The 21,775-nt window shown below is 71.0% G+C and carries 20 protein-coding genes and 1 pseudogene; 8 read left to right on the forward strand and 13 right to left on the reverse strand.

Translation table 11 applies throughout. The annotated features are described in order from the left end of the window. The first annotated feature begins 289 nt into the window (after positions 1 to 289). Positions 290 to 1,501 carry a metallophosphoesterase gene (locus tag OG599_RS02825; protein ID WP_327174322.1) on the forward strand — a complete coding sequence of 404 codons (1,212 nt, stop codon included), beginning with the start codon at positions 290 to 292 and terminating at the stop codon, positions 1,499 to 1,501. 32 nt (positions 1,502 to 1,533) lie between these two features. Here OG599_RS02825 and OG599_RS02830 read toward each other — a convergent pair whose 3' ends face one another. After that, the gene (locus OG599_RS02830; protein ID WP_327174323.1) at positions 1,534 to 1,944 is read right to left on the reverse strand and encodes a Fur family transcriptional regulator; all 411 of its coding nucleotides are present in this window, start codon (positions 1,942 to 1,944) and stop codon (positions 1,534 to 1,536) included. Positions 1,945 to 2,326: 382 nt separating this feature from the next. On the opposite strand from OG599_RS02830, the gene katG reads away from it, so the two are divergent. After that, positions 2,327 to 4,582 carry a catalase/peroxidase HPI gene (gene katG / locus OG599_RS02835; protein WP_327174324.1) on the forward strand — a complete coding sequence of 752 codons (2,256 nt, stop codon included), beginning with the start codon at positions 2,327 to 2,329 and terminating at the stop codon, positions 4,580 to 4,582. A 124-nt stretch (positions 4,583 to 4,706) separates the two neighbouring features. On the opposite strand, the gene OG599_RS02840 is transcribed toward katG, so the two are convergent. Next, on the reverse strand, positions 4,707 to 5,192 hold the full coding sequence (locus OG599_RS02840; RefSeq protein WP_327174325.1) for a DUF6924 domain-containing protein: 486 nt from the start codon (positions 5,190 to 5,192) through the stop codon (positions 4,707 to 4,709). 240 nt (positions 5,193 to 5,432) lie between these two features. Next, positions 5,433 to 6,314 (reverse strand): LysR family transcriptional regulator, encoded by an 882-nt coding sequence (locus tag OG599_RS02845; protein WP_327174326.1) that lies wholly within the window; start codon positions 6,312 to 6,314, stop codon positions 5,433 to 5,435. Between the two features lie 94 nt (positions 6,315 to 6,408). Between OG599_RS02845 and OG599_RS02850 the strand changes: the two genes are divergently transcribed. From OG599_RS02850 to OG599_RS02860, 3 genes are all read left to right on the forward strand, one after another. Then, positions 6,409 to 6,738, forward strand: coding sequence for a hypothetical protein (locus tag OG599_RS02850; protein WP_327174327.1), 330 nt, complete (start codon positions 6,409 to 6,411; stop codon positions 6,736 to 6,738). A gap of 337 nt (positions 6,739 to 7,075) precedes the next feature. Further along, positions 7,076 to 7,516 carry a hypothetical protein gene (locus OG599_RS02855; protein ID WP_327174328.1) on the forward strand — a complete coding sequence of 147 codons (441 nt, stop codon included), beginning with the start codon at positions 7,076 to 7,078 and terminating at the stop codon, positions 7,514 to 7,516. Between the two features lie 384 nt (positions 7,517 to 7,900). Then, the gene (locus OG599_RS02860) at positions 7,901 to 11,191 is read left to right on the forward strand and encodes an AAA domain-containing protein (RefSeq protein WP_327174329.1); all 3,291 of its coding nucleotides are present in this window, start codon (positions 7,901 to 7,903) and stop codon (positions 11,189 to 11,191) included. Positions 11,192 to 11,221: 30 nt separating this feature from the next. Here OG599_RS02860 and OG599_RS02865 read toward each other — a convergent pair whose 3' ends face one another. Further along, on the reverse strand, positions 11,222 to 12,445 hold the full coding sequence (locus OG599_RS02865) for a cellulose-binding domain-containing protein (protein WP_327174330.1): 1,224 nt from the start codon (positions 12,443 to 12,445) through the stop codon (positions 11,222 to 11,224). A 548-nt stretch (positions 12,446 to 12,993) separates the two neighbouring features. On the opposite strand from OG599_RS02865, the gene OG599_RS02870 reads away from it, so the two are divergent. Then, a complete protein-coding gene (locus OG599_RS02870; protein ID WP_327174331.1) occupies positions 12,994 to 13,578 on the forward strand; it encodes a TetR/AcrR family transcriptional regulator in 585 nt (194 codons plus the stop codon). 9 nt (positions 13,579 to 13,587) lie between these two features. Here the strand turns inward: OG599_RS02870 and OG599_RS02875 are convergent, their stop codons facing one another. From OG599_RS02875 to OG599_RS02905, 7 genes and pseudogenes are all read right to left on the reverse strand, one after another. Next, positions 13,588 to 14,229, reverse strand: coding sequence for a cytochrome b/b6 domain-containing protein (locus tag OG599_RS02875; protein ID WP_327174332.1), 642 nt, complete (start codon positions 14,227 to 14,229; stop codon positions 13,588 to 13,590). Then, on the reverse strand, positions 14,213 to 14,926 hold the full coding sequence (locus OG599_RS02880; RefSeq protein ID WP_327174333.1) for a molybdopterin-dependent oxidoreductase: 714 nt from the start codon (positions 14,924 to 14,926) through the stop codon (positions 14,213 to 14,215). Before OG599_RS02880 ends, OG599_RS02875 begins: the two co-directional genes overlap by 17 nt. Positions 14,927 to 15,181: 255 nt before the next feature. After that, complete coding sequence (locus OG599_RS02885; protein WP_327174334.1) at positions 15,182 to 15,766, reverse strand: chorismate mutase; 585 nt, start codon at positions 15,764 to 15,766, stop codon at positions 15,182 to 15,184. A 275-nt stretch (positions 15,767 to 16,041) separates the two neighbouring features. Further along, on the reverse strand, positions 16,042 to 16,599 hold the full coding sequence (locus OG599_RS02890) for a hypothetical protein (RefSeq protein ID WP_327174335.1): 558 nt from the start codon (positions 16,597 to 16,599) through the stop codon (positions 16,042 to 16,044). 505 nt (positions 16,600 to 17,104) lie between these two features. After that, positions 17,105 to 17,356, reverse strand: a pseudogene (locus tag OG599_RS35410) (transposase); the annotation flags it as partial. Next, a complete protein-coding gene (locus tag OG599_RS02900; RefSeq protein ID WP_327174337.1) occupies positions 17,353 to 17,649 on the reverse strand; it encodes a transposase in 297 nt (98 codons plus the stop codon). The gene OG599_RS02900 and the pseudogene OG599_RS35410, both read right to left, overlap by 4 nt. A gap of 431 nt (positions 17,650 to 18,080) precedes the next feature. Next, on the reverse strand, positions 18,081 to 18,881 hold the full coding sequence (locus OG599_RS02905) for a maleylpyruvate isomerase family mycothiol-dependent enzyme (RefSeq protein WP_327174338.1): 801 nt from the start codon (positions 18,879 to 18,881) through the stop codon (positions 18,081 to 18,083). A 286-nt stretch (positions 18,882 to 19,167) separates the two neighbouring features. On the opposite strand from OG599_RS02905, the gene OG599_RS02910 reads away from it, so the two are divergent. Next, complete coding sequence (locus OG599_RS02910; RefSeq protein ID WP_327174339.1) at positions 19,168 to 19,572, forward strand: hypothetical protein; 405 nt, start codon at positions 19,168 to 19,170, stop codon at positions 19,570 to 19,572. A 733-nt stretch (positions 19,573 to 20,305) separates the two neighbouring features. Here the strand turns inward: OG599_RS02910 and OG599_RS02915 are convergent. Beyond that, a complete protein-coding gene (locus OG599_RS02915) occupies positions 20,306 to 20,629 on the reverse strand; it encodes a hypothetical protein (RefSeq protein WP_327174340.1) in 324 nt (107 codons plus the stop codon). A 71-nt stretch (positions 20,630 to 20,700) separates the two neighbouring features. Here OG599_RS02915 and OG599_RS02920 point away from each other — a divergent pair, with 71 nt between their 5' ends. Continuing rightward, a complete protein-coding gene (locus tag OG599_RS02920; RefSeq protein WP_327174341.1) occupies positions 20,701 to 21,402 on the forward strand; it encodes a hypothetical protein in 702 nt (233 codons plus the stop codon). 45 nt (positions 21,403 to 21,447) lie between these two features. Here OG599_RS02920 and OG599_RS02925 read toward each other — a convergent pair whose 3' ends face one another. Next, positions 21,448 to 21,735: a helix-turn-helix domain-containing protein gene (locus tag OG599_RS02925; RefSeq protein ID WP_327174342.1), complete on the reverse strand. Its 288-nt coding sequence runs from the start codon at positions 21,733 to 21,735 to the stop codon at positions 21,448 to 21,450. Between the last annotated feature and the right edge of the window lie 40 nt (positions 21,736 to 21,775).

Genomic DNA, 21,775 nt, shown 5'->3' on the forward strand with positions numbered 1-21,775 from the left:
GCAGGGACCTCCGTACTTGGCCGATACGTACCGTTCCTGACCGTGTGCGAACCGCGACGGCTCGTGCCGGAAGCGCGCCCGCGCCTCGGGAGATGCCCGGCATGAGCTCCCCGGGGGACTCCGGAAGTCGGGACCGGAGCAGAATCGGGGCACGGGCGGCGGAGCTTGCCGGCGGGCGGATCATGTCGGGGGGCCTCGCGGGGACCGCTGGTACGAAGTCGACCGTGCCGTGGCCACCATCCGGCTCCCCACGGCGCGATCCGCCGGACAGGACCTCAGGAGGAGAAGCATGACCGAGACGAGTGACACCCGATCCACCGCAGGTGCCGATGAAGGGGAAGGGCCGCCGCGGAGCGGAGTTCAGCGCCTGATGCGCTTCGTCCCCCTGATCGCCCCGGTCCTGCTGTGGGCGGTGCCGTGCTGGGTACTTCTGTACGCGGGTCAGCACTGGCCGTTCCCCGTCACGCTGACCGGCACCGTGCTGATCGTCCTCGGCCTGATCGCCATGCCGCTCGCGATGGTGCGCGGCCACGGTCGGCGCCAGCAGGACGGGGCGGCGATCGTCGGCGACTCGCTGCTGGGCGGCATCTGGATCCTGTTCACCTGGTCCGTCCTGCTCGGGGTCCTGCTGCGGCTCGCGCTGACCCTGGCCGGCGTCGGTGGCGGGCAGGACCGGGCGCGCATCGTCACCTGGGCCGTCCTCGGCACGACCGCCGTACTGCTGGTCTGGGGGTACGCCGAGGCCCGGCGTGTGCCGCGCGTGCGCCGGCTCGACGTACGACTTCCGCGTCTGGGGGCCGGGCTGGACGGCATACGGGTCGCCCTGATCACCGACACCCACTACGGCCCCCTCGACCGCGCCCGCTGGTCGGCACGGGTCTGCGAGACGGTGAACTCCCTGGAGGCCGACCTGGTCTGCCACACCGGCGACATCGCGGACGGCACGGCCGAACGCCGTCTCGCCCAGGCCGCCCCGCTGGGCACCGTGCGGGCGGCCCTGGGCCGCGTCTACGTCACCGGCAACCACGAGTACCACAGCGAGGCCCAGGGCTGGGTCGACCTGATGGACGAGCTGGGCTGGGAGCCGCTGCGCAACCGCCATCTACTGCTCGAACGCGGCGGCGACACCCTGGTGGTGGCCGGAGTCGACGACGTCACCGCCGAGTCCTCCGGCCTGACGGGACACCGCGCCCATCTCGCCGGGGCCCTCGACGGCGCCGACCCCGGCCTCCCCGTCCTTCTCCTCGCCCACCAGCCCAAGTTCGTCGACCGGGCGGCGGCCCACGGCGTCGACCTCCAGCTCTCCGGCCACACCCACGGTGGCCAGATCTGGCCGTTCCACTACCTGGTCCGCCTCGACCAGCCGTCCCGCGCCGGCCTCAGCCGCCACGGCGCCCGCACCCTCCTCTACACCAGCCGCGGCACCGGCTTCTGGGGCCCGCCCTTCCGCGTCTTCGCCCCGAGCGAGATCACCCTGCTCGTGCTCCGCTCCCCGCGGTAGTCCGCCCCGTCCCGGCGGGGATCCGGACGCGGTCAGGCGCAGTCCGGGCACAGGCCGCGGTAGGTGATCTCCACCGAGCCGACGGCGAACCCGAACCGCTCGGCCTCGGGCAGGTCGCCGAGGGCGTTGCCGACGGGGTGGACGTCGCGGACCGTGCCGCAGCCGGAGCACACCAGGTGCTGGTGGGGGCGGCACGCGTTCGGGTCGTAGCGCTTGGCCCTGCCCACGGTGGAGACCTCCAGCACCTCGCCGAGCGCGACGAGTTCACCCAGCGTGTTGTAGACGGTCGCGCGGGAGATCTCGGGCAGTCGCGCGGCTGCCCGAAGGTGCACCTCGTCCGCCGTCAGGTGCACGTGGTCGCCGTCGAGGACCTCCGCGACGACACGCCGCTGCGAGGTCAGCCGCCAGCCACGGTCCCGCAGCCGTTGGAGGAGGTCGCTCATCTCGTTTCACCTGCTCCGCTTCGCGGGGGACGCGCGGGCTCCGGGAGGAGACGACGACGCCACGCCCCTGCCATTGTGGTTTTAGCGCACTTCTTGACTTGGACGAAGTCCATCGTAGGATCGATCCCGGCGACATCCAAGAGACAGGAAGACTCCGGTACGGCAGCAGAGACACGTGGCTGGACACCTCCGCCGGTCGAGCGCGCAGCGCCGGCCGGGCGCCGTCCTCGTCGCACCGCCCGGGACCGCAGGCTCCGGTGGTCCGTGAGGCGTCCGGGCGGCCCGCGGCGAGACCCGGCACACAGCGTTCCCCTTCTGCACGGCCCGAATCCTCCTCCCCCGTTCAGCGCCCCCACGACCCGCCGGGTCCGGAAGGATTGCCATGACCGAGAATCACGAGTCGCATGTCTTCGATCCCGTCGTGCCGGACTCGCCCGAGACGGCCATCCCCGAGGTGCCCGAGGCACAGGCAGGCGGCTGCCCCGTTGCCCACGGCCGCGCGCCGCACCCCACCCAGGGCGGCGGGAACCGGCAGTGGTGGCCGGACCGCCTCAACCTGAAGATCCTGGCCAAGAACCCCGCCGTGGCGAACCCGCTCGGTGCGGAGTTCGACTACGCGGCCGCGTTCCAGACGCTCGACCTGCCCGCGGTGAAGCGGGACATCGCCGAGGTGCTCACCGACTCGCAGGACTGGTGGCCGGCCGACTTCGGCAACTACGGGCCGCTGATGATCCGGATGGCCTGGCACAGCGCCGGCACGTACCGCATCAGCGACGGCCGCGGTGGCGCGGGTGCCGGTCAGCAGCGCTTCGCCCCGCTGAACAGCTGGCCGGACAACGGCAACCTGGACAAGGCCCGCCGTCTGCTGTGGCCGGTCAAGAAGAAGTACGGCCAGGCGCTGTCCTGGGCCGACCTGCTGATCCTCACCGGCAACGTCGCCCTGGAGACCATGGGCTTCGAGACCTTCGGCTTCGCCGGTGGCCGCGAGGACGTCTGGGAGTCGGAGGAGGACGTCTACTGGGGCCCGGAGACCACCTGGCTCGACGACGAGCGCTACACCGGTGACCGCGAGCTGGAGAGCCCGCTCGGCGCGGTCCAGATGGGTCTGATCTACGTCAACCCCGAGGGCCCCAACGGCAATCCGGACCCGATCGCGGCCGCCCGCGACATCCGCGAGACCTTCCGCCGGATGGCGATGAACGACGAGGAGACCGTCGCCCTCATCGCCGGTGGCCACACCTTCGGCAAGACGCACGGTGCGGGCCCGGCCGAGAACGTCGGCGCGGACCCCGAGGGCGCCCCGCTGGAGGAGCAGGGCCTCGGCTGGCGCAGCACCTACAAGACCGGCAAGGGCGGCGACGCCATCACCAGCGGTCTGGAGGTGACCTGGACCAGCACCCCGACCCGGTGGGGCAACGAGTTCTTCCACAACCTCTTCGCCTACGAGTACGAGCTGACCAAGTCCCCGGCCGGCGCGCACCAGTGGGTCGCCAAGGACGCCGAGGCGACCATCCCGTACGCGCACGACGCGTCGAAGAAGCACAAGCCGCAGATGCTCACCACCGACCTGTCGCTGCGCTTCGACCCGGCCTACGAGCAGATCTCGCGCCGCTTCCACGAGAACCCGGAGGAGTTCGCGGACGCCTTCGCGCGTGCCTGGTACAAGCTGACGCACCGCGACATGGGCCCGATCCAGCGCTACTTGGGTCCCGAGGTCCCCTCCGAGGTGCTGCTGTGGCAGGACCCGCTGCCCGCGCGCACCGGTGAGCTGCTGGACGCCGCTGACGTCGCCTCGCTCAAGGAGCAGGTGCTCGCCACGGATCTGACGGTGGCGCAGCTGGTCTCGGCCGCCTGGGCCTCGGCCGCGTCCTTCCGCGGCAGCGACAAGCGCGGCGGCGCCAACGGCGCCCGGATCCGTCTGGAGCCGCAGCGCGGCTGGGAGGCGAACGACCCGGACGAGCTGGCCCAGGTCCTGCGCGTCCTGGAGGGCGTGCAGGCGTCCTTCAACGCCAAGGGCGGCAAGCAGGTCTCGCTGGCCGACCTGATCGTCCTCGCGGGCGGCGCGGCCGTCGAGCAGGCAGCCAAGGACGCCGGCGTCGAGGTGGAGGTGCCGTTCACCGCGGGCCGGGTCGACGCCGCGCAGGACCAGACGGACGTCGAGTCGTTCGCCGCTCTGGAACCCGCGTACGACGGCTTCCGCAACTACGCCGGCAAGGGCAGCCGCCTGCCCGCGGAGTACCTGCTCCTCGACCGGGCCAACCTGCTGACGCTGAGCGCCCCGGAGACCACCGTCCTGGTCGGCGGTCTGCGCGTGCTGGGCGCCAACAGCGGCGGCTCGAAGCACGGCGTCCTCACCGACCGACCGGGCACGCTGACCAACGACTTCTTCGTGAACCTGCTCGACCTGGGCACCACCTGGAAGTCGACGTCGTCGACGCAGGACGAGTTCGAGGCCCGCGACGCGAGCGGCCGGGTCAAGTGGACCGGCACCCGCGCCGACCTGGTCTTCGGCTCGAACTCCGAACTCCGTGCCCTCGCCGAGGTCTACGCGAGCGACGACGCACGGCAGAAGTTCGTGACGGACTTCGTCGCCGCCTGGACCAAGGTCATGAACCTCGACCGGTTCGACCTGGTGTGACCCGGTAGCCGGCACACTCCGGCGCTGTGACTGTGGGGCCGGTGCGTACGCGCACCGGCCCCACAGCACGTCCCCCTCCGTGGCACGCCGGCGAGCCGCGTCCGGCTCGGACGGCTCGGACGGCTCAGACGGCTCGGACGGCGAACCCCCGGAAGGTGCCCTGGGGGTCCTCTTCGGCCGCCTCCTTGAAGTCACCGAAGGACAGATTGGCGATCATCAGGTTCGCGTGCACCTCATGGACGCCGGCGGGGACGGTGCGGAACTCGCCGCCGTCCGCTTCGAACTCCTCGTCGCTGTCGCATTCTTCCCTGGTCAGCACGGCCACCGCCAGCAACGTGACGGGTCGGCCCCGCATGGAGTCGCGGTCGGCGAGGAACACCACGCTCAACTCCTCGTCGGCGCACGCCGAGGGGAGAAGCCCGGCCGGGGTGCGGCCCGCCCACTCCGGATCGTCGGCGATGTGGACGTACGGCTCGAAGTCTCCATCGCCCCAGGCCGTCATCAGCTCCGCTTTCACCGCAGCCCAGGCCTGTTCGTCGCCGTAGTCGGTCCTGATGATCAGCGCCGCATCCCGATCGCGCCCCGCCGGCCACTCCCTACGGTCACTCACGCCGCCGCCCACCCCCTCCGCGCGGGTCACGGCCCGCGCCTGCGCCATGAACGCTATGCGACGCCACTGACACGCGTGCGGGCCGCCCCGGTTGGCGAAGTCGGTCCCGCACCACCAACGACGATCCACAAAAGCGTGCCTGATCGCGGGCGTCCGGGTTCCGCGGTTCCGCCTTCGGCGGACGTGGCGTGGCCACGTACTCCCGCAGGAATCCCGCGACGGGAGCGGCACCGGACGGGCTCAGCCCCGCGTCGCCTCCAGCGCCGAGGCGACGAAGTCCGCGACCAGGCGCCGCCGGTCCTCCAGCCCCCAGGCGAGGACCAGCTCACTGCGCGGCGCGTCGGCGACCGGAACATGAACGAGCCCCGGATGCAGCGGCCGGGCCAGCGAACGCGGCAGCACCGCGACCGCTCGTCCCAGCAGGATCATGTGTGTCAGCTCAGCGCCGTCGGCGACCTCGGGACCGGACCCGGCGACAGGCTCGAACCCGGGTACCCCATTGCCCGGCACGCCATTGCCGCGTACGCCCTTCCAGCGCGGCAGCGTCTCGTGGGCCAGGTCTGCGAGGGTCACCTCGCCGCGGCCGGCGAGCCGGTGGTCCGGCGGCAGGACCGCCACCCTGCCTTCGACCATCAGGGTCTCGTGGTCCAGCCCAGTCAGGTCGTCGAACGGCGTGTACAGCAGCGCCACGTCCGCCCGGCCGTCGCGCACGTGATCGGCGCGGTCGGTGGACCCGCCGAAGAGGATGTCCACCTGGCGGGCGCCGGGCCGCTGGGAGTAGGCGGCCAGGATGCCGGACAGCAGGTCGGCGTCTCCGCCGGGCTTGATCACCAGGCGCAGCCGGGTCCCCCGCTCGCCCGCCCGGCGGGTCTTCTCGGCCGCCGCCCCGACGGCGAGCAACGCATGCCGGCCGTGGTACTGCAGCACCTCGCCCGCGGAGGTGAGGGCGACGTGCCGGCTGGAGCGGTCCACGAGCACCACCCCGAGCCGGTCCTCCAGCCTCCGTACCGTCTTGGACAGGGCGGGCTGCGCGATCCCCAGCCGCTGCGCCGCCCGGCCGAAATGCAGTTCCTCGGCGAGGGCGGCGAAGTACTCCAGTTCACGGGTCTCCAGCTCGGCCATGCCGCCACAATACCGCCCCGGCCATTCCTCAGAGGAATGGATTCATACCCCGTCGGCCTTGGACTTCACGGAGAACCACCAGTTCAATCGGGACATGATTCACCACACGATGATCGTTGCCTTCGACGAACCGATTCCCTCCGACGAGCTCGACGCATACCTGCAAGGGCTTGAGAAGCTGACCGCGAGCACCGGCACCTTCCACTCCTTCGCCGCCCGAACCCACCTGCGCGCACCCAGCGACGACCACGCCCCGGTGGCCGTCGCTTCCGCCGTCGTCCAGTTCGCCCTGGCCGACCTCGACGCACTCGACGCGGCTTTCGCCCTCCCGGGCATCGGCGAGTTCATCGCCGGCTGGCAGGCCCGCCGCCCGTACAAGGCGATCTGGGTCAACCACGAGCCGCTCGCCCAGGCCGAGTCGTGAAAGTGGCGCCGTCCGCCCGGAGGACGGGTCGGGCGGCGTCCGGTGCGTGCGATCGCACGGCGGAGGGTCACCCCGATACTGGCTGTATCGGGGTGGTCCCCACTACGCGGCGAGCGAGCGTGCCAGGCGTAGCCGGACACGCGGGGCTTTCCCGCACGGCCCAGCCGGCACCCCCGCGATGCCCCTTTACCGGCGGCCCCTCACGCGTGCGGTCAGCAGGTTGGGGGCAGCGTCCGTGGTGTAGGCGGCGCTGAGCACGTACACCTGGCCGTCGCGCGGCGCAGGACCGCCGGGACCCTGGTACGCGGGGTGGCGGCAGGCAGGCTAGTTTGCTCGGATGAGTCTTCTTGATGATGTGGCCGAGCGCGACGGCTGGCGCTGCTGGGTGTGTGACGAAGCGGTCGACCCGGACGAGTCGGTGAACGACCCGCGGGGGCCCAGCGTCGACAGCCGGACCGCCGACCGTAAGGCCAAGGTCGCCGAGCGGCTCGCGCACCGCGGGTGCAACACCCGCAAGGGTGCGGTGAAGGTGGTCATCGCCTGGCCGGAGCGCCTGTACGTGGTCGAACCCGCGCCACTGATCACCGTCGCCGCGAGGCTGGAGCGCAAGGGGGGCCGCGAGATGGTGGGCCGCTGTCCGACCAGGAAGGACGCCCAGGAGGCGGCGGACTGGCTGGTGGACCGGTTCTCCCGGCTGGTACCGGGGCTGCCGGTGACCGCCGGCATCGAGCCGGGCGGCGGCCAGTTCCTCGTCACCCTGTCCACCGGCCGCCGCTGACCGGCGATCACCGGCGCACCCGCGCATCGAGCCGCACCGCCGGTCCGCACCGACCTGGCACGAGCCGCCCCTCGTCACCCGCCGGCACCGAAGGACCCCCGCCCGCGCCGAAGTACCGCCCGCCGGCACCGAAGTACCGCCCGCCCGCGCCGAGGTACCGCCTGCCCGTGCCGAAGTACCGCCCGCCCGTGCCGAAGGGTCGCCCGGTGCGCCACCGGGGTCAGGACTGGAGCATGTGGCCGGATCTCACCGGCGGATCGGCTTCCGACCGCGTTGAGTCGGTCCGCCGTCGGGCGTTCACTGTAGGTGACGACCACAGGTGGGTGTGGTGCGGTGCAGGGGTGGGCCGGCGACCGGACCGGCGGCGGATCGAGGGGACGACAGGTGGGATGGCGCGAGGAGATCGCCTCGGCGCTCGGCGAGTGGATCGCCGTCGAGGGGGGCGCGGGCAGGCAGCCGCGTTGGCAGCGCGTCGGCAAGGCGGCCAGGAGCGGTGATCCCGGTCGCTACGTGGTCGATCTCCGGGGTTCCGACATCGGCCCGGAACAGCTGGACTCGCTGAGGCTCGCCGGGGCGGACGACGAGGACATCGAGACCAAGGGCTTCGTCGTCTCCGAGACCGTACAGAACGGCTCCCTGCTCACGCTGCGGGTACCGGAGTTCGCCGAGATCGCCGACCCCTGCCTGTGGATGCTCAGGCAGCCGCCCACCTTCCTGGTCGAGGCCCTGCGGGACGGTATCGCGGGGCTGGGCGAACATCCCCTCGCCACCGCTCTCGCGACCGCGACGATCGGCGGTGCCTCGGTCCACGCCGTCGACCCGCCGGGCTTCCATCCCGCCCAGGCGGACGCCTACCGCGCTTGCCTCGGCGAAGGCGTCCACCTGGTGTGGGGGCCACCCGGGACAGGGAAGACCACCGTCCTCAAGCGCGCCATCGGTGACCTGATCGCGCAGGGCCGGCGGGTGCTGCTGGTGTCGGCGACCAATATCGCCGTGGACAACGCGCTGCTGGGGGTGGTGCGGGAGAAGCGTCACGCGACGGGCGACATCGTCCGGGTGGGGCCGCCGCATCTGAGAGAGGTGGCCGAGGACCCTTCCGTGTCCCTGCCGCTGATGGTCCGGGCCCGGCTGACGGAAGCAGCCGCCCGGCGGGCCGCGTTCGAGGCCGAACTCGTCGCGATCGGGGACCGGGCCGGGCAACTGGCGGCGTTCGACAGCAGCCTTGCGGGGTTCGACGCCCCGTCGTACTTCGCGGCCCTGAAGTTCATACGGACGCCCGGACAGGACGTGGCGGCGACGCGATCCCGGGTGACGGAAGCGGAGCAGCGGCTCAGCCAGGCGGTCCAGCGGCTGACTCACCTCGGTGAAGCCGTCGGGAAAGCCCGCGCACGTCAGAAGGCCGCCGACGCGGCGAAGGACCGCTGGCGCGAAGTCGACGACCTCTCGGAGGAGATCACCCGCGTCCGGGACGCGGCGGGGAACAGCGAGGCCGACGCCCTGCTCGCGGACGACCACCGCCGTTCCCTGGAGCTGAGGCTGAGGGAACGTGAGGCGAAGGGCGCGGTCAGCAGGTGGCGGCAGCGCGACACCATGGCCGCCCTGCGGGACGAACTGACGGACGCCCGGCAGGCCGCCACCGGTGCCCGTGTCGCGGCGCAGGAGGCCCGCGCCACCGCGACCGCGCACATCGCCCGTCTCGGTGCACGCGTCACCGCGCTGGCAGAGACGATCCCGCTCACCCGGGACCAGATCGCCCGGCTCGAAGCCGACGCCGTGTCCCTCGCGGCCGAGAGCGAGCAGGCGCGGCAACGCGCGCTCGTCCTCGAACAGGAGGCGGTCAGGGCGTCCGAGACCGCGGCCCGCGCACGGCAGGCTCATGACCTCACCGAACACGCCGCCGGACGAGGCTGGCCGGCCCAGCACGACCGCGCCGAACGCCTCCGTCCCGCCGTGGCCGCCGACCGCACCCGCCGCCCGGAACTGGAGAAGCGGTACCAGCAGGCGCAGGAGGAGTACGAACGGCTCGCCCGCAACGCCCAGGGCGAGATCATCAAGTCCGCCAGGCTGGTCGCCACCACCCTGGCCCGGTTCCGCACCAACCGAACGGTCCTTGAGGGGCCGTACGACGTGGTCCTCGTCGACGAGGCGGGCGCCGCGACGCTCCCCGAGGTCCTGCTCGCCACCGGAAAGGCAGACCGGGCGGCCGTCCTGCTCGGAGACTTCATGCAGCTGGGGCCGGTGATCCCGCCGTCCCTCGGCAACAACGACCGCCCCGACATCAAGCGGTGGCTGCACCCGGACGTCTTTCAGCACTGCGGCATCCACGATCCCTCCGACGCCCGGGCGCACCCGTCCTGCGTGACCCTCACCGAACAGCACCGCTTCGGCCCCGCCGTCATGCGCCTGGCCAACGATCTCGCCTACGGCGGTGTCCTCACCGGCGGCCCCCAGATGGTGCGGGAACGGCCGGACAACGACCCCGAGATCGTCCTCATCGACACCGACGGCTTGCACGAACTGGCGCACGCCCACCTGACCGGCAGCCGCAAGGGATGGTGGCCCGCCGGCTCCCTCCTCGCCCGGGCCCTGGTGGAACTCCACCGCGAGCAGGGCGAGGAGGCCGGCATCGTCACGCCGTACGCCGTCCAGGCCGAGGCCACCCTGGAGGCGCTGCGCGACGTCGAAGGCGCGGGACACCCCCTGGCGGAGGTCGGTACGGCCCACCGGTTCCAGGGCCGGGAGTTCGACGTCGTCGTCTTCGACACGGTGGAGGGCAACGAGAACAGCCGTGAGCTGTGGATGGCCCTCGCCCACCGGCAGCCGGGCGCCGAGGCCTGGCACCGCAACGGCGTCCGCCTGTTCAACGTCGCGGTCACCCGGACGAAGACCCGGCTGTACGTCGTGGCCGGCGGGGCCCGCGTCAGGAACGCCAAACCCGGGACAGCCCTGTCCCGGCTCGCCGGACTGATCGGGTCCCCGGGCGTCCGGGTCATGAAGGCCAAGCACCTGATCGCCCCGCCGAAGGCGCCGGTGCCGTTCCGCGGCGAGTTCGGCGCGGCCTTGGCGGAGGTGCTGGGCCGGCACGTGGAGGTGACCGACGTCCATGACGAGACGACGTTCTACGACACCTTCGCCGAGGAGATCAACCGGGCACAACACTCCCTGTGGCTCTGGGCGCCCTGGGTGGCGAAGCGGCTCCGCTCCCTGCTCCCCGCCTTGGCGGCCGCTGCCGGCCGAGGTGTACGCATCACGGTCTTCGTCCGCGACGACACGGACCAGTTGCAACGCAAGCCCGCGAGCCAGGCGCTGATCGCGGACCTGCGCGCCGTGGCCCACACCGTGATCCCGATGAACGTCATGCACCAGAAGATCGCGGTCTTCGACGAGCAGGTGGTCCTGCTCGGCAGCCTGAACGCCCTGTCCCAGAGCTGGACCCGGGAGGTGATGGTCGCGATGCGCGGCGCGCACTTCGCCCGCAGGCTGCTCGCGCACGAGCACGCGGAGACCTTCGCCCGCCCGCCGAAATGCGGGCGGTGCCGGGGCGCCGAGATCGAGATCCGCCGGCGGAGGAACGGCGACTGGTTCTGGCGCTGCTACGCCCCCGCGTGCAAGACCACCCCTTCCGGGCGCTCCAACGCCTGGACCCAGGACATTCGCCTGCGGACCGGGCGCTGAAGCGCCTCCTGTCCGGCTTCGCGCCGGTCGTCAGCAACCGGCCGGCGAGGAGCCGGCGACCACGTCGTCGAACCACAGGGTGTCGTCACCGGTCCCGTAGCTCTCCCAGCCGAGCCGCAGGGCGGTAGGTCTCGGCGCGGTGGTCCGGGAGAGCCACTGCGCGTCGACGTCCTGCGTCGGTACGCCGTCGGCGTGCAGCCCCGGAACCAGCTCGTCGCCGAGCCAGGTGTCGAGTTTCGGTGCCGAGGTGTCGACCGAGAACCGCAGGCACTGCCAGCTGTCCGTCGGCAGTGGCCTGCTCAGCCCCACCCCGACCGGGCTCTGTGCCGGGAGCGTGGCGTCGTCGATTTCCCGGTTCCACTGCAGGGCGCCGTTCTGTCCGCCGATCCGCAGCGCCTTGCCGCCCTGCGAGCTGTCCGGCATCGACACGAAGGCGACGTGCGCGGCCGGGAGCGCGGTGGTGTGCCGTACCCACATGCGGACGTACAGCACCGGGCCGACCGACGACAGGTCCGCGGTCGCGGCCACGAAGGCGTGGTTGCAGTAGCCGGCCCGCCCGTCCACCCGCAGCGACCGCGTGCCGCTGTGCGCGACCCCCGTATCGACGGTGGCCGTGCCCGTGCCCTGGCAGTCGGGGGCGGTGAAACGCCAGTTCCCGGCGGGGGACGGTCCGGCTTGGTCCTCGAAGCCGTCGCAGACGGCGGCATTACCGCATTCCGCGGAGGGCGGGGTCGTGGTCGGTGACGGCGTCGTGGTGGGGGACGGGGTCGCGGTGGGAGACGGGGTCGCGGTGGGGGTCGGTGACGGCGTCGTCGGTGGTGAGGTGCCGTCACCGCCGCAGGACAGGCCGTTGAGGGTGAAGTCCGTGGGCGCCGGGCCGGCCGACTGCCAGGTCCCCTGGAGACCGAAGTCGACGGTACCGCCGTCGGCCAGTCCTCCGTTCCAGGCCGTGTTGGTGGCGGTCACGGCGTGACCGGTCTGTGTGACGGTCGCGTTCCAGGCGGAGGTGACGTGCTGGTCGCCGCCGTACGTCCACGTCAGCTGCCAACCGCTGAGCGCGGAACCGGTATGAGTGACACGCACCTGGGCGGTGTAGCCGCCGGTCCACTGGTCGACCGTGTAGTCGACCCGGCATCCGGCCGCCATGTCCGAGCCGCTGGCCGGCACGACAACAAAGAAGGACAAGGCCAGCGCGAGGGCGGCTACGGCCGCTGTCCAGGGTCTGCGCAGCAATCGCGCGGAAAGCATCGGCATGTGCGTCTCCTCGGTGGGGGGGAACCGTAGGGAAGTCCAGTGAGTGGGAGCGCTCCCACTCATTGACACCGACATGACGGCGTACTGTCAATACAGGCGCCACCCCGACTCCGGGCGGAGTCGGATGCGGCCGCCGACGGTCATCGGACGTCGTCGGCGGAGACCAGAGCCGGGCCGAAGTCGGCACGCGCGCGGTCGAGGACCGAGGGTGCGGGTCCGCCGGGCCGGAGCCACTCGGCAAGGTCCGACGTGGCGCTGCGGCGCAGCCACCGCACACGCTTCGGCCATCCCGCACTCGGCCCGATCGAAGTCGGCTGCTTCAGCCTCTTCAGCGAGGACGGCCGACTTCGGCCGCTCCGGTTCGCCCCCGCGGTCGGCAACGACAGCGCGGGCGTGCTGGACCTCCTGGCATCCGTCGGCACCCGGGAACTCGCCGACCCGGCGCGCCGAGTTCCTCCGGAGAGGGAGCCTCGCCGGAAAGGGAGCCTCGCCGGAGAGAGACCTCGCCGCGACCGATCGTTCTCCCTCACCCTTGCTAATCTGGGCGGATGAGTCAGAAGACGAGGGAGAACAGCACGTCGGAAGCGCGATCCCGACTGCTCGACACGGCGACCAGAGTTTTCTACGCGGAGGGGATCCACTCCGTCGGTGTCGACCGGATCGTGGCGGAGGCTCAGGTCACCCGTGCCACGCTGTACCGGCACTTCAAGGGCAAGGACGAACTCATCCTCGCCTACCTCGAGCAGGCCGACCAGGGCCTCAGGGCGCAGGCCGAGGCGGCTCAGGCGGGCGAGGAGTCGGTGCCCGACAAGATCCGGGCCGTCTGCCGGGTCATCACCGCGGGTATCCGGTCTCCGGGGTTCCGGGGCTGCGCCTTCCTGAACGCGGCGGCGGAGTACCCCGATCCGGACCACCCGATCCACCGGGCCGTCCTGACTCACCGGCAGTGGTTCCTGGAGACCGTCACGGGACTGCTGGCCCGGACCGGCGGCACGCCCGCTGACATCGCCGGCCGGCATCTCGTCATGCTCCGGGACGGCGCCATGGCCTCCGGCTGCCTCTCCGACCCCGAACTGGTCTGCGAGACCTTCCTGGAGGGCGTCGAAGGAATCCTGCAGACCCGCACCGTCTGACCGGCCGCGTCAGTGTGGCGGCTCTCGGTCGGGCCGCCAGAGCGGATGCTCCCGCTCGGCCCACTCGCGTGCGACCGAGCCCGTGCGCATGCCCCGACGGGCCTCGGGATCGCCCATCGCCTTGCCGATGTGGCCGCCGACGACGATGGCGAGGGTGAGGGCCAGCCAGTCGTGCACGAAGGTGGCCCCGGTGCGCCAGACCAGCGGGGTGAGGTGGGTGAACCACATCATCAGCCCGGTGCCGAGCATGACGAGCGTGGCACCGGCCGTCCAGGCCGCGTAGAGCTTCTGCCCGGCGTTGAACTTGTCCGCCGGACGGGAGGACGGCCGCCTGTCCCGGTGCAGGGCCGCGCGCAGCCACCGGCGGTCGTGGGGGCCGAAGCGGTTCAGCAGGGTCAGGTCGGCGCGCAGAGCCCGGGAGGCGAGCGCGATCACGACCGGGACGGGGAGAGCGACTCCCGACCACTGGTGCACGGTGACCACGAGGGCGCGGCGGCCGACGAGTTCGGCGAGCGCGGGCAGGTACAGGAAGGCAGCGGTCGTCAGGCACACGCCCATCAGTACGGCCGTCGTGCGGTGGGCCCAGCGCTCGGCCGGGCTGAATCGCCGCAGCCGGGCGGCCGTTCGCGGGGGATCAGGTCGTCGGCTCATCGTCCCGCCCGTTCGACCGGCCCACCCAGGCGTCGATGTCGTAACCGCGCTCCTCCCAGAAGCCCGGCTCCACGTTCTCCGTGACGGTGATGCCGGAGAGCCACTTGGCGGACTTGTAGAAGTACATGGGCGCCACGTAGAGACGGACCGGTCCGCCGTGGGAGTGGCCGATCTCCTTGTCCTGCATGCGCAGGGCGACCATGACGTCCGCGCGGCGCGCCTGTTCCAGGGTGAGGCTCTCGGTGTACGCGCCGTCGAAGCAGGTGAAGTGCACCGCGCCGGCCGAGGAGCGTACTCCCGCGGCGTCGAGCAGGTGGGACAGGCGTACCCCTTCGAAGGGGGTGCTCGGGACGCGCCAGCCGGTGACGCACTGGATGTCGCGCACCGTACGGGTCTGGGGCAGCGCCCGGAGATCGGCCAGGGTGTACGTCCCCGGGCGGTCGACCAGGCCGTCGACGGTGAGCCGGTAGGTCTCGGCGTCCTTGTGCGGAACGGACGAGGTGACCGAGTAGTAGCGGAAGCCCCCTCCGTTCGGGAGCAGCCCGGTCAGCCCGGTGGGATCAAGGCCGGCCAGAGCTTCCGTGCCCCGCTGCAGCGCGGGGGCGGCGACGACTCCGAGCGCGCCCAGCCCGAGCGTGCCGAGGAAGACGCGCCGCCCGACAGGGGAACCCCGCCCCTCAGGTGATGCAGAGTTCACGTGTTGATCCCTCCCGTGGATTCCCCGGACCGGCCAACGCCGATCCGAGGCCGTGTGTCGAAGGTAGCGCCGTCCGCCCGGAGGGTGGGTCCGGGGGTGTCCGGTGCGTGCGATCGCACGGCGGAGGGTCGCCCCGATACTGGATGTATCGGGGCGATCCCGACGATGCGGCGAACGTGCGCGCCAGGCGTCGCCGGACAGGCCGGACGTTCGACACACGCCCTGAGCAGGTTGGAGGTTCCCGGCGCCAACTTGTCATGCCCCGGAGCCACTTGAGACACCGGAGGCGCTGGAGCCGCACACCGAGTGGCTCGCCGTCCGCAGCGCCTGACGGTGCAGCGTGTCCAGCCGCTCCAGTGCGGCCCCCGATCCGCCGGCGAGCGCGAGCTGCACCGCACAGGCGATGGGCTTGTCGCGCAACTCCTGTGTGTCCTTGAGCTCTTGGAGCAGTTCCGAGGTCAGCTGGTCGAGCCGCTCGCGGATCGGACCGAGGTCGGGGCGCGTCGCGGGCGCCCCCTCCGGGTGAGCGGTCCAGCGGGCGAACAGACCCTTCTGCACGGCCTTGCTCGCGGTGATCTGGTCCCGGAAGAACACCGCGGCCTCGTCGGGGTTCACCCCGACGACAGCGGCCTGCGCCCGGACTCCTTCCAGGACCTGTTCCTCGCGTACAGGATCCTCGATGGGCGACGCGGTGCCGAACTTGGACGCCGCCACGTCATCGCTGATGCGGATGCGCTCGATGACGAGATCCGTCAGGGGGCCGAGCCTGCCGAGCGGCTCGGCAGGCTCGACCGTGCCACCCGCGCGCCCGGTGGCCGCATGGGTACCCGTGGCAGCCATGGCCTGAGGAGCGGCCAACGCCGCCACAGGTACCACCAGTGCGGCGACCGTGGCACAACGAGTCATGTTCTTCCGCAGGTTCAATTTCCTGCCTCCGATTTCCGTATCGACGAGAGGTGGTTTCCGCGCACCTTCGCCAGGGGGCCGCACGCGCCGGCCGCGACCGTACGGCGCACGCGCCATCGAGCGGAAGAGCGGAACACCCACCTGATCGAGCGTTCTCCCCCGACCGGTCCCGCGCCTATGACGACGACGTCGCACGTCTTGGTGTCCCGTCAGCTCACCCTCGTGGCGCGGCCGAGGCGCAGCGCCGAGACGAGGAAGAAGATTCCGCCGAGAACGGCGTAGCCGGCCACGTTGCTCAGCTGCGGGTCCGTCGCGGACGCTCCCATGACGAACGATCCGCCGGCGAGCACGGAGATGCCGCCGCTGATGATCATCGGCCACTGGCCCCCCAGCCGACGGCGGACGACGCCCACGATCAGCTGCACGATCCCGGAGACGATCGCCCAGGCACCCCAGACACGCAGGACGGCCGGTACACCGGAGGCACTGGCGATGGCCAGGCCGACGGCGGTGATCAGACTGATCGCCATGTTCACCTGCAGCGCGCGAATCGATCCCGTGTCGCGGGCCGAGCGGGCGTCGACGACTGCTGCGGCGACGTCGAACAGGGGATAGATGACGACGAGGGTGACGCCGAGCGGTCCGAGGTCGGCCTTGGTGGTGAACAACAGGGCTGCCCAGACGACGGCGAATCCGAACCGCACGAAGTACAGCCGGCGCAGTGCCGGTGCGATGCCGCCGGCGGCGGGTGAGTCAACGGTGGGCACGATGATCCTTTCGGGACTGTGACGAGGGGGAAGAGGCGGTTCGGCGGATACCGCGATCGGTTTCCTCCTCCCTCATGAAGGTGAGGAGGACGAGTCACCGGACGCTACAGAGACCGAACGTTCTGTCTCGACTCAGCATGGCAACTCCACCCACGGCCGTCAAGACCGAACGTTCTACCTTTGACGTCCACTCACACCACCGCCACCCTCGCGACCACCTCTGGCATTCACCTCATCAAGAAAGGACGCTCGGTCTACGCCGAGAGCGCGCCTCACGCCGCCTCACACACTTCTCTCAGAAGGATCACCGGGACGGAAAGCAGTTGGCTGCGGCGCCGCTTCGGGGTGACCGAGGTGGCGCCGGCGGACGCCCCGGTGCCGCACGCGTGCCGGTACGAGGCCGCCGACCGATCCAACGCTTGGGCAGCACGACGATGCCGCGCATGTCGTCGCTGCGTTTGACGATGGCGAGGACCAGCCCGAGGGCCGCGAGGCAGTACTCGACGAGGCTGCCGGTGTATCCGCCGTCGGCCCAGGCCAGGGCCAGCAGGTGGTGCGCGGCAGTGGCCTGGGTGAGCAGGACCTGGGCCGCGGCGCGGTCGCCCACATCCGCTGCGGTGACCATCACCGCGAGCAGCAGGCCAAGGGTGTCGACCACGACGTGCCGCTTGCGCCCGTTGATCAGCTTGCCGCCGTCGAAGCCGCGGCTGTCAGAGCCGACGACCGCATCCGCTTTGACCGGCTGCGAGTCGATCACGCCTGCGCCCGGCTCCGAGTCCCGCCCGGCCCGCTCGCGGACCAGGCGGCGAGCCGGACGTGGAACTCGCGGACCAGATCGTGGTTGCGCCGGCGCCGGAAGAACGCGTAGACCCGGTCCCACGGTGGGAAGTCGGCAGGCATGGCCCGCCACTTCGTGCCGTTGTCGACCAGGTAGCGGATCGCGTCCAGCATCGCGCGATGGCAATAAGCCTCCGGTTGCCCGCCCCGGCCCCGCAGCCAGCCCGGCACCGGCGGCAGTGGCCGGACCACCGCCCACTCGGCGTCCGACATGTCGGTGGGATACCGACGCTCGCGCGCCCCGTGGTCTCTGGCGTTCCCGAACCTGTGAGCCAGACAGTCACACGCGAGAGTGGCTGAAGCGGACCCCACTCTCGCGTTGCCATAGAAATGCGACAACAGAGCCTCCTGGACCGCACGTTATATTCGACACCCTTCGAGCTACCAAGAGGCCCTGCTCTCATGCACGGCAGCCGCCGCAGTCACCCGATCGACTGACTTCTCGACGAGATCGGGACGACGGCAGTCGCGTCGCTTCTCGTGATCGCTGGGACGGACAAATTCGCACTGCCATCCAGGTAGACGGTCGGTTTGGTGACGCCCCGAGGCCGCCTCGCGGGTTTGAGTCCGGTGCCGCGACTGACGAACCTGGCGAAGAGTCGTGTCTTACCGCTCGAGGCGCGGCCGACAGCTCCCGCTACGTCCTACTTCTCCTCCGGCTCCCAGGCGCGGAGCAGGTCGAGCAGCCCTGCGTCTCCGTCAACGTGCAAGGAGTCGGCCTGGATCCGGTCGTATAGGTAGAGGACAAGATCACTGGCCGTGCCGTGGACGGAGGCGCCGGCTGCGTCCGAGTCTTCGCTGGTCGCGGCGGTGGGCGCGGGGATGCGGGTGGTGCGTGCGCCGTCGCCGTCGACGGTGAGGCGCCAGGAGAGGCCCTCGGCGGCGTGGAAGTCGAAGGCCGTGGGCTTGTGCGGCCAGGCACTCGGCGTTGCGCAGACGGTGAACAGGAACTCCTCCACTCCGTCGAGTGCCAGCTCGACCGGCAGCGGCTGCGGGGCGCCCCCGGCGAGCTGGGCGTCGTAGGTGTGCACCGCGGTCTCCTGGACCCGGTGCCGGGCGGTGCCGCCGGCGATCTGCGGTGACTGCGACGCGGGCCACCACGTCCAGCAACCGCTCTCCGGTCCCGCCGCGTGCAGGGCGCCCAGCAGAAGCTGCGTCGACGCGTCCAGCCAGGCCAGCAGGGCCTCACGCTCCTGCGGCACTTCCAGCGCGGCGCGCGCGGCGACGGCCTCGGCCGGGGGAGCGTCGGCAGACCCCGCGCCGACGATGGCGGCCCAGAAACGGTCTCCCCCACCCAGGTGCTTCACCAGATCGAACAGCGTCCATCCGGGGCAGGTCGGCACCTGCGCGTCGAGACCGGGCGCGGCGGCGACCACGGCGCGGAAGGCGGTGGACCGTTCATCGATCAGTCGCAACAGGTCAGGGAACTCAAGATTCTTTGCCACGCCGGATGTCTATCACCGTGCTCCGGTGATCGGACAGCGATTTTCACAGTCGCCGCCGGTTGGCCATTGCGGACGTCCTCGCCTCCCACCGCTCGGGTGACAAGCTGCGCACTGCTGCGAGGACGCTGGTGGTGGCGGTACGCCAGGCGTCGTGCCTGTGAGCGCTCTGGCCTCGCCGTGCGGCCGGGTGTCGGCGTACTCGCGTATGTGCAGAGGTGCGTACGGATGAACGTGAGCAGCAAGTAGCCGCCGACTGGCGCTCATTGCTGTGCGAGATGATGGAGCGGTGGATCTTCGTTACTTCAATCAGACCGGCTGGACCGCCATCTTCGACGGGACCGATACCGAGACAGGGCGCATGGTGCGGGTTGAGGCATGGGACCCGAGAACCGGAACGGCGCTTGTCGTCGACCCCAAGCGAGGCGCCATGCGTCCCGTCACGGACTACGAGGACTTCTCCCACCTTGAGAAAGCCGACCAGGTCGTAGCCGCAGTACCCGGTGGCGGGTGGCGGGCCCACTGGAATGACGAGGGCCCGGGGAATACCCCGCTCACGGAACAGGTGCTCGCGTGGCTGATCACGTCGCAGGGCCGGGCAACGGCCATCACGATGGACGCTCACGGGCATGTTGACGATGCCGACAGCGCCGACGCCTTCATCCCGCCGGGCGAGGAACTGGGCCCGGCTTGAGCTCCCGGATCAGGCGACTTCCGTCGATAGCGGTTTATCTACTTCACCAGCCTCGACGACATGGCAGGTCATCTCCAAGCACTACGAAAAGGGCTCCCCCCACCTCTTTCACGTTGAGCGTTCAGCCGACCCCTTACGGTCACTGAAAGTGCAGCGTCCTACCTGCCTGACCAGCAACTTCGCAACTCCGTGCAACAGGCTGATGTCCGTGAGCCGTCGCGGAAGTGATGAAGGCCATATCTCGGCGATGTGGGCGACGACGCCTCATCGAAACACGACCGGGTGAATTGGACCCATGCGCCTGCGAGTTGACGCCCCTGATGCCGCAAGGCGCGGTGACGCGACCGGAAGTGACCCTGGCGCAGGCAGCCGCCCGGGCGATCCGGCCGCCACCTCCCGGATCAAGCAAATCCCCCGCGAGCTTCGGGAACGGGCCGCGCGGGCGCCGCTCCGGGAGGAAAGTACTGCTGTGACAGTACGTTTACTCATAGTGAGGTGACGTGAACTACCGTAAGAAGGGGCCCGAGGGCGAGGACGCCTCCAGCGGCCTGACCATGCTTCACCAGGCGATGCTCCACACCGGCATCACTCTGAGCGAATCCCTTGACCGAGGGCTCGACGACGTGAAGGCGGCCAACGCGTCAGCCCACCAGGGCACGGTCCAGGAGCTCGCCGCCATGACCAGAGCGCTGAAGGACACGAAGAACCTCCTTCTGGCCCGGCCGTCAGAGAGTCAGCAGGACACGACCGCCCAGGAGCTGGAGCAGCTCCGCGCGCTCCTGGAGGGCGTCCAGGCCACCCTCACCGATCTCGCCAAGACGGTGACGTCCGCGCCGACCATCGGACCCGCCGCCCGGTACAGCACCGTCATCACACCGTCGGCCGACGGCACCGAGCCCACCCGAACGCTGCTGAACGTCGTGCCCGAGCAGCGGACCGCCGGCCCCGTCTCCTTGACGGAGGCTGCCGACAACGACGCGGTGGCCTCACTCCCGGCCAGCACCCCGAGTGCCCAGCCGGAGCTCGCCCCGGTCAAGGAGCTGGAAGCCGCCGCCACGTCGGACGCTTCGCCCGCCGCCGATCCGGCTCCCGAGGACGGGGAAAACGCCTCCGCCGGCACCGGCTGTGGTGAGCAAGGAGCACACCGCGCTGCTCAAAGAAGCCGCTCGGGTCTCCTCCGTCGACCTGCTGTGCAACCGGGACATCTGGGAGTTCATCACCGCCCAGGCCGGAGGGCACCGCCACTTCCGGGTCCCGCCGCAGGTCGCCCCCGAAGGAGACGAGCGGATCCGGGTCGCCCTGTCCGGGCGCTCGCTCATCGCCCTGCTCATCAGCCTCCACGTGCTCCGGCACACCGCGAAGGAGGGAGACGGGGACCAGGAGCTCGCCGACACCGTGTACGAACGGATCGAGGCGAGCCTGGCCGGACTCACCCCGCACGGCCAGCGGGTCACCATCACCCTCGACGACCGCTCCCCCGCCGACGCCACGGACAGCGAGACCGCATCCGATCCGGGTACGGAGCCGGAACCGCGCCGGACCCCGCCCCGGAACCGGAACCGGCCCCGAACCCTGACCCCGACGACAGCGGCACCGGACCCGCCTGACGACACACCTCTGGGTGCGGCGGCCTCCGGTCCGCACCCCCTTGGGATGGAGGGCCACGTGAACTTCGAGTTCGAGTGCTGGGACTGCGAGGCGGACTGCGTCGTGTGGGGGAAACCGACCGGGTTGTGGAGCGAGCTGTACAAGCTGCCCGACGAGTGGGACTGCTGGAACTGCGGCGCCATCAACAGCACACCGGATCCCCCGTGGACGCCTGCCGACTGACCTCGTCGGCCTCCCGCCGCCTTCCGGGCCAGGCGGCGCCTACGGTTACGGGCTGATCGTCAGCTGGGCGGCGCCAGGTGCGGGTGCTCGGCGCCGTACGGGCAGGCAGTGAACGGCGCGGTCGACTCCGGCGAGGAGGTCGGGGACGGGGATGCCGTAGTGGGCGGACAGCCGGTCGACATCGGTCAAAGACCACGCGGCGGTACCGGCCTGCTTGCGGCTGATCTGGGTCTGGCTCAGCCCGATCCCGTCGGCGAGGTCGGTCTGGCGCTCGCTGGTCAGGCGCATCAGGGCGCCGATCGTGAGCCGTAACACGTCTTCTGTACTGGGCATATGCGTACTCCGCATGAGGTACGCGTGGCCGGTCGGGCGG

The sequence above is a fragment of the Streptomyces sp. NBC_01335 genome (assembly GCF_035953295.1).
Classification (GTDB): domain Bacteria; phylum Actinomycetota; class Actinomycetes; order Streptomycetales; family Streptomycetaceae; genus Streptomyces.

What these genes read in the sequence shown, in the direction of transcription:
- OG599_RS02830 (WP_327174323.1), bottom strand. Translation starts at nt 1,944, where the DNA reads ATGAGCGACCTCCTCCAACGGCTGCGGGACCGTGGCTGGCGGCTGACC.
- OG599_RS02825 (WP_327174322.1), top strand. Translation starts at nt 290, where the DNA reads ATGACCGAGACGAGTGACACCCGATCCACCGCAGGTGCCGATGAAGGG.
- OG599_RS02925 (WP_327174342.1), bottom strand. Translation starts at nt 21,735, where the DNA reads ATGCCCAGTACAGAAGACGTGTTACGGCTCACGATCGGCGCCCTGATG.
- OG599_RS02845 (WP_327174326.1), bottom strand. Translation starts at nt 6,314, where the DNA reads ATGGCCGAGCTGGAGACCCGTGAACTGGAGTACTTCGCCGCCCTCGCC.
- OG599_RS02855 (WP_327174328.1), top strand. Translation starts at nt 7,076, where the DNA reads ATGAGTCTTCTTGATGATGTGGCCGAGCGCGACGGCTGGCGCTGCTGG.
- OG599_RS02865 (WP_327174330.1), bottom strand. Translation starts at nt 12,445, where the DNA reads ATGCCGATGCTTTCCGCGCGATTGCTGCGCAGACCCTGGACAGCGGCC.
- katG (WP_327174324.1), top strand. Translation starts at nt 2,327, where the DNA reads ATGACCGAGAATCACGAGTCGCATGTCTTCGATCCCGTCGTGCCGGAC.
- OG599_RS02875 (WP_327174332.1), bottom strand. Translation starts at nt 14,229, where the DNA reads ATGAGCCGACGACCTGATCCCCCGCGAACGGCCGCCCGGCTGCGGCGA.
- OG599_RS02850 (WP_327174327.1), top strand. Translation starts at nt 6,409, where the DNA reads ATGATTCACCACACGATGATCGTTGCCTTCGACGAACCGATTCCCTCC.
- OG599_RS02870 (WP_327174331.1), top strand. Translation starts at nt 12,994, where the DNA reads ATGAGTCAGAAGACGAGGGAGAACAGCACGTCGGAAGCGCGATCCCGA.
- OG599_RS02885 (WP_327174334.1), bottom strand. Translation starts at nt 15,766, where the DNA reads ATGGCTGCCACGGGTACCCATGCGGCCACCGGGCGCGCGGGTGGCACG.
- OG599_RS02900 (WP_327174337.1), bottom strand. Translation starts at nt 17,649, where the DNA reads ATGTCGGACGCCGAGTGGGCGGTGGTCCGGCCACTGCCGCCGGTGCCG.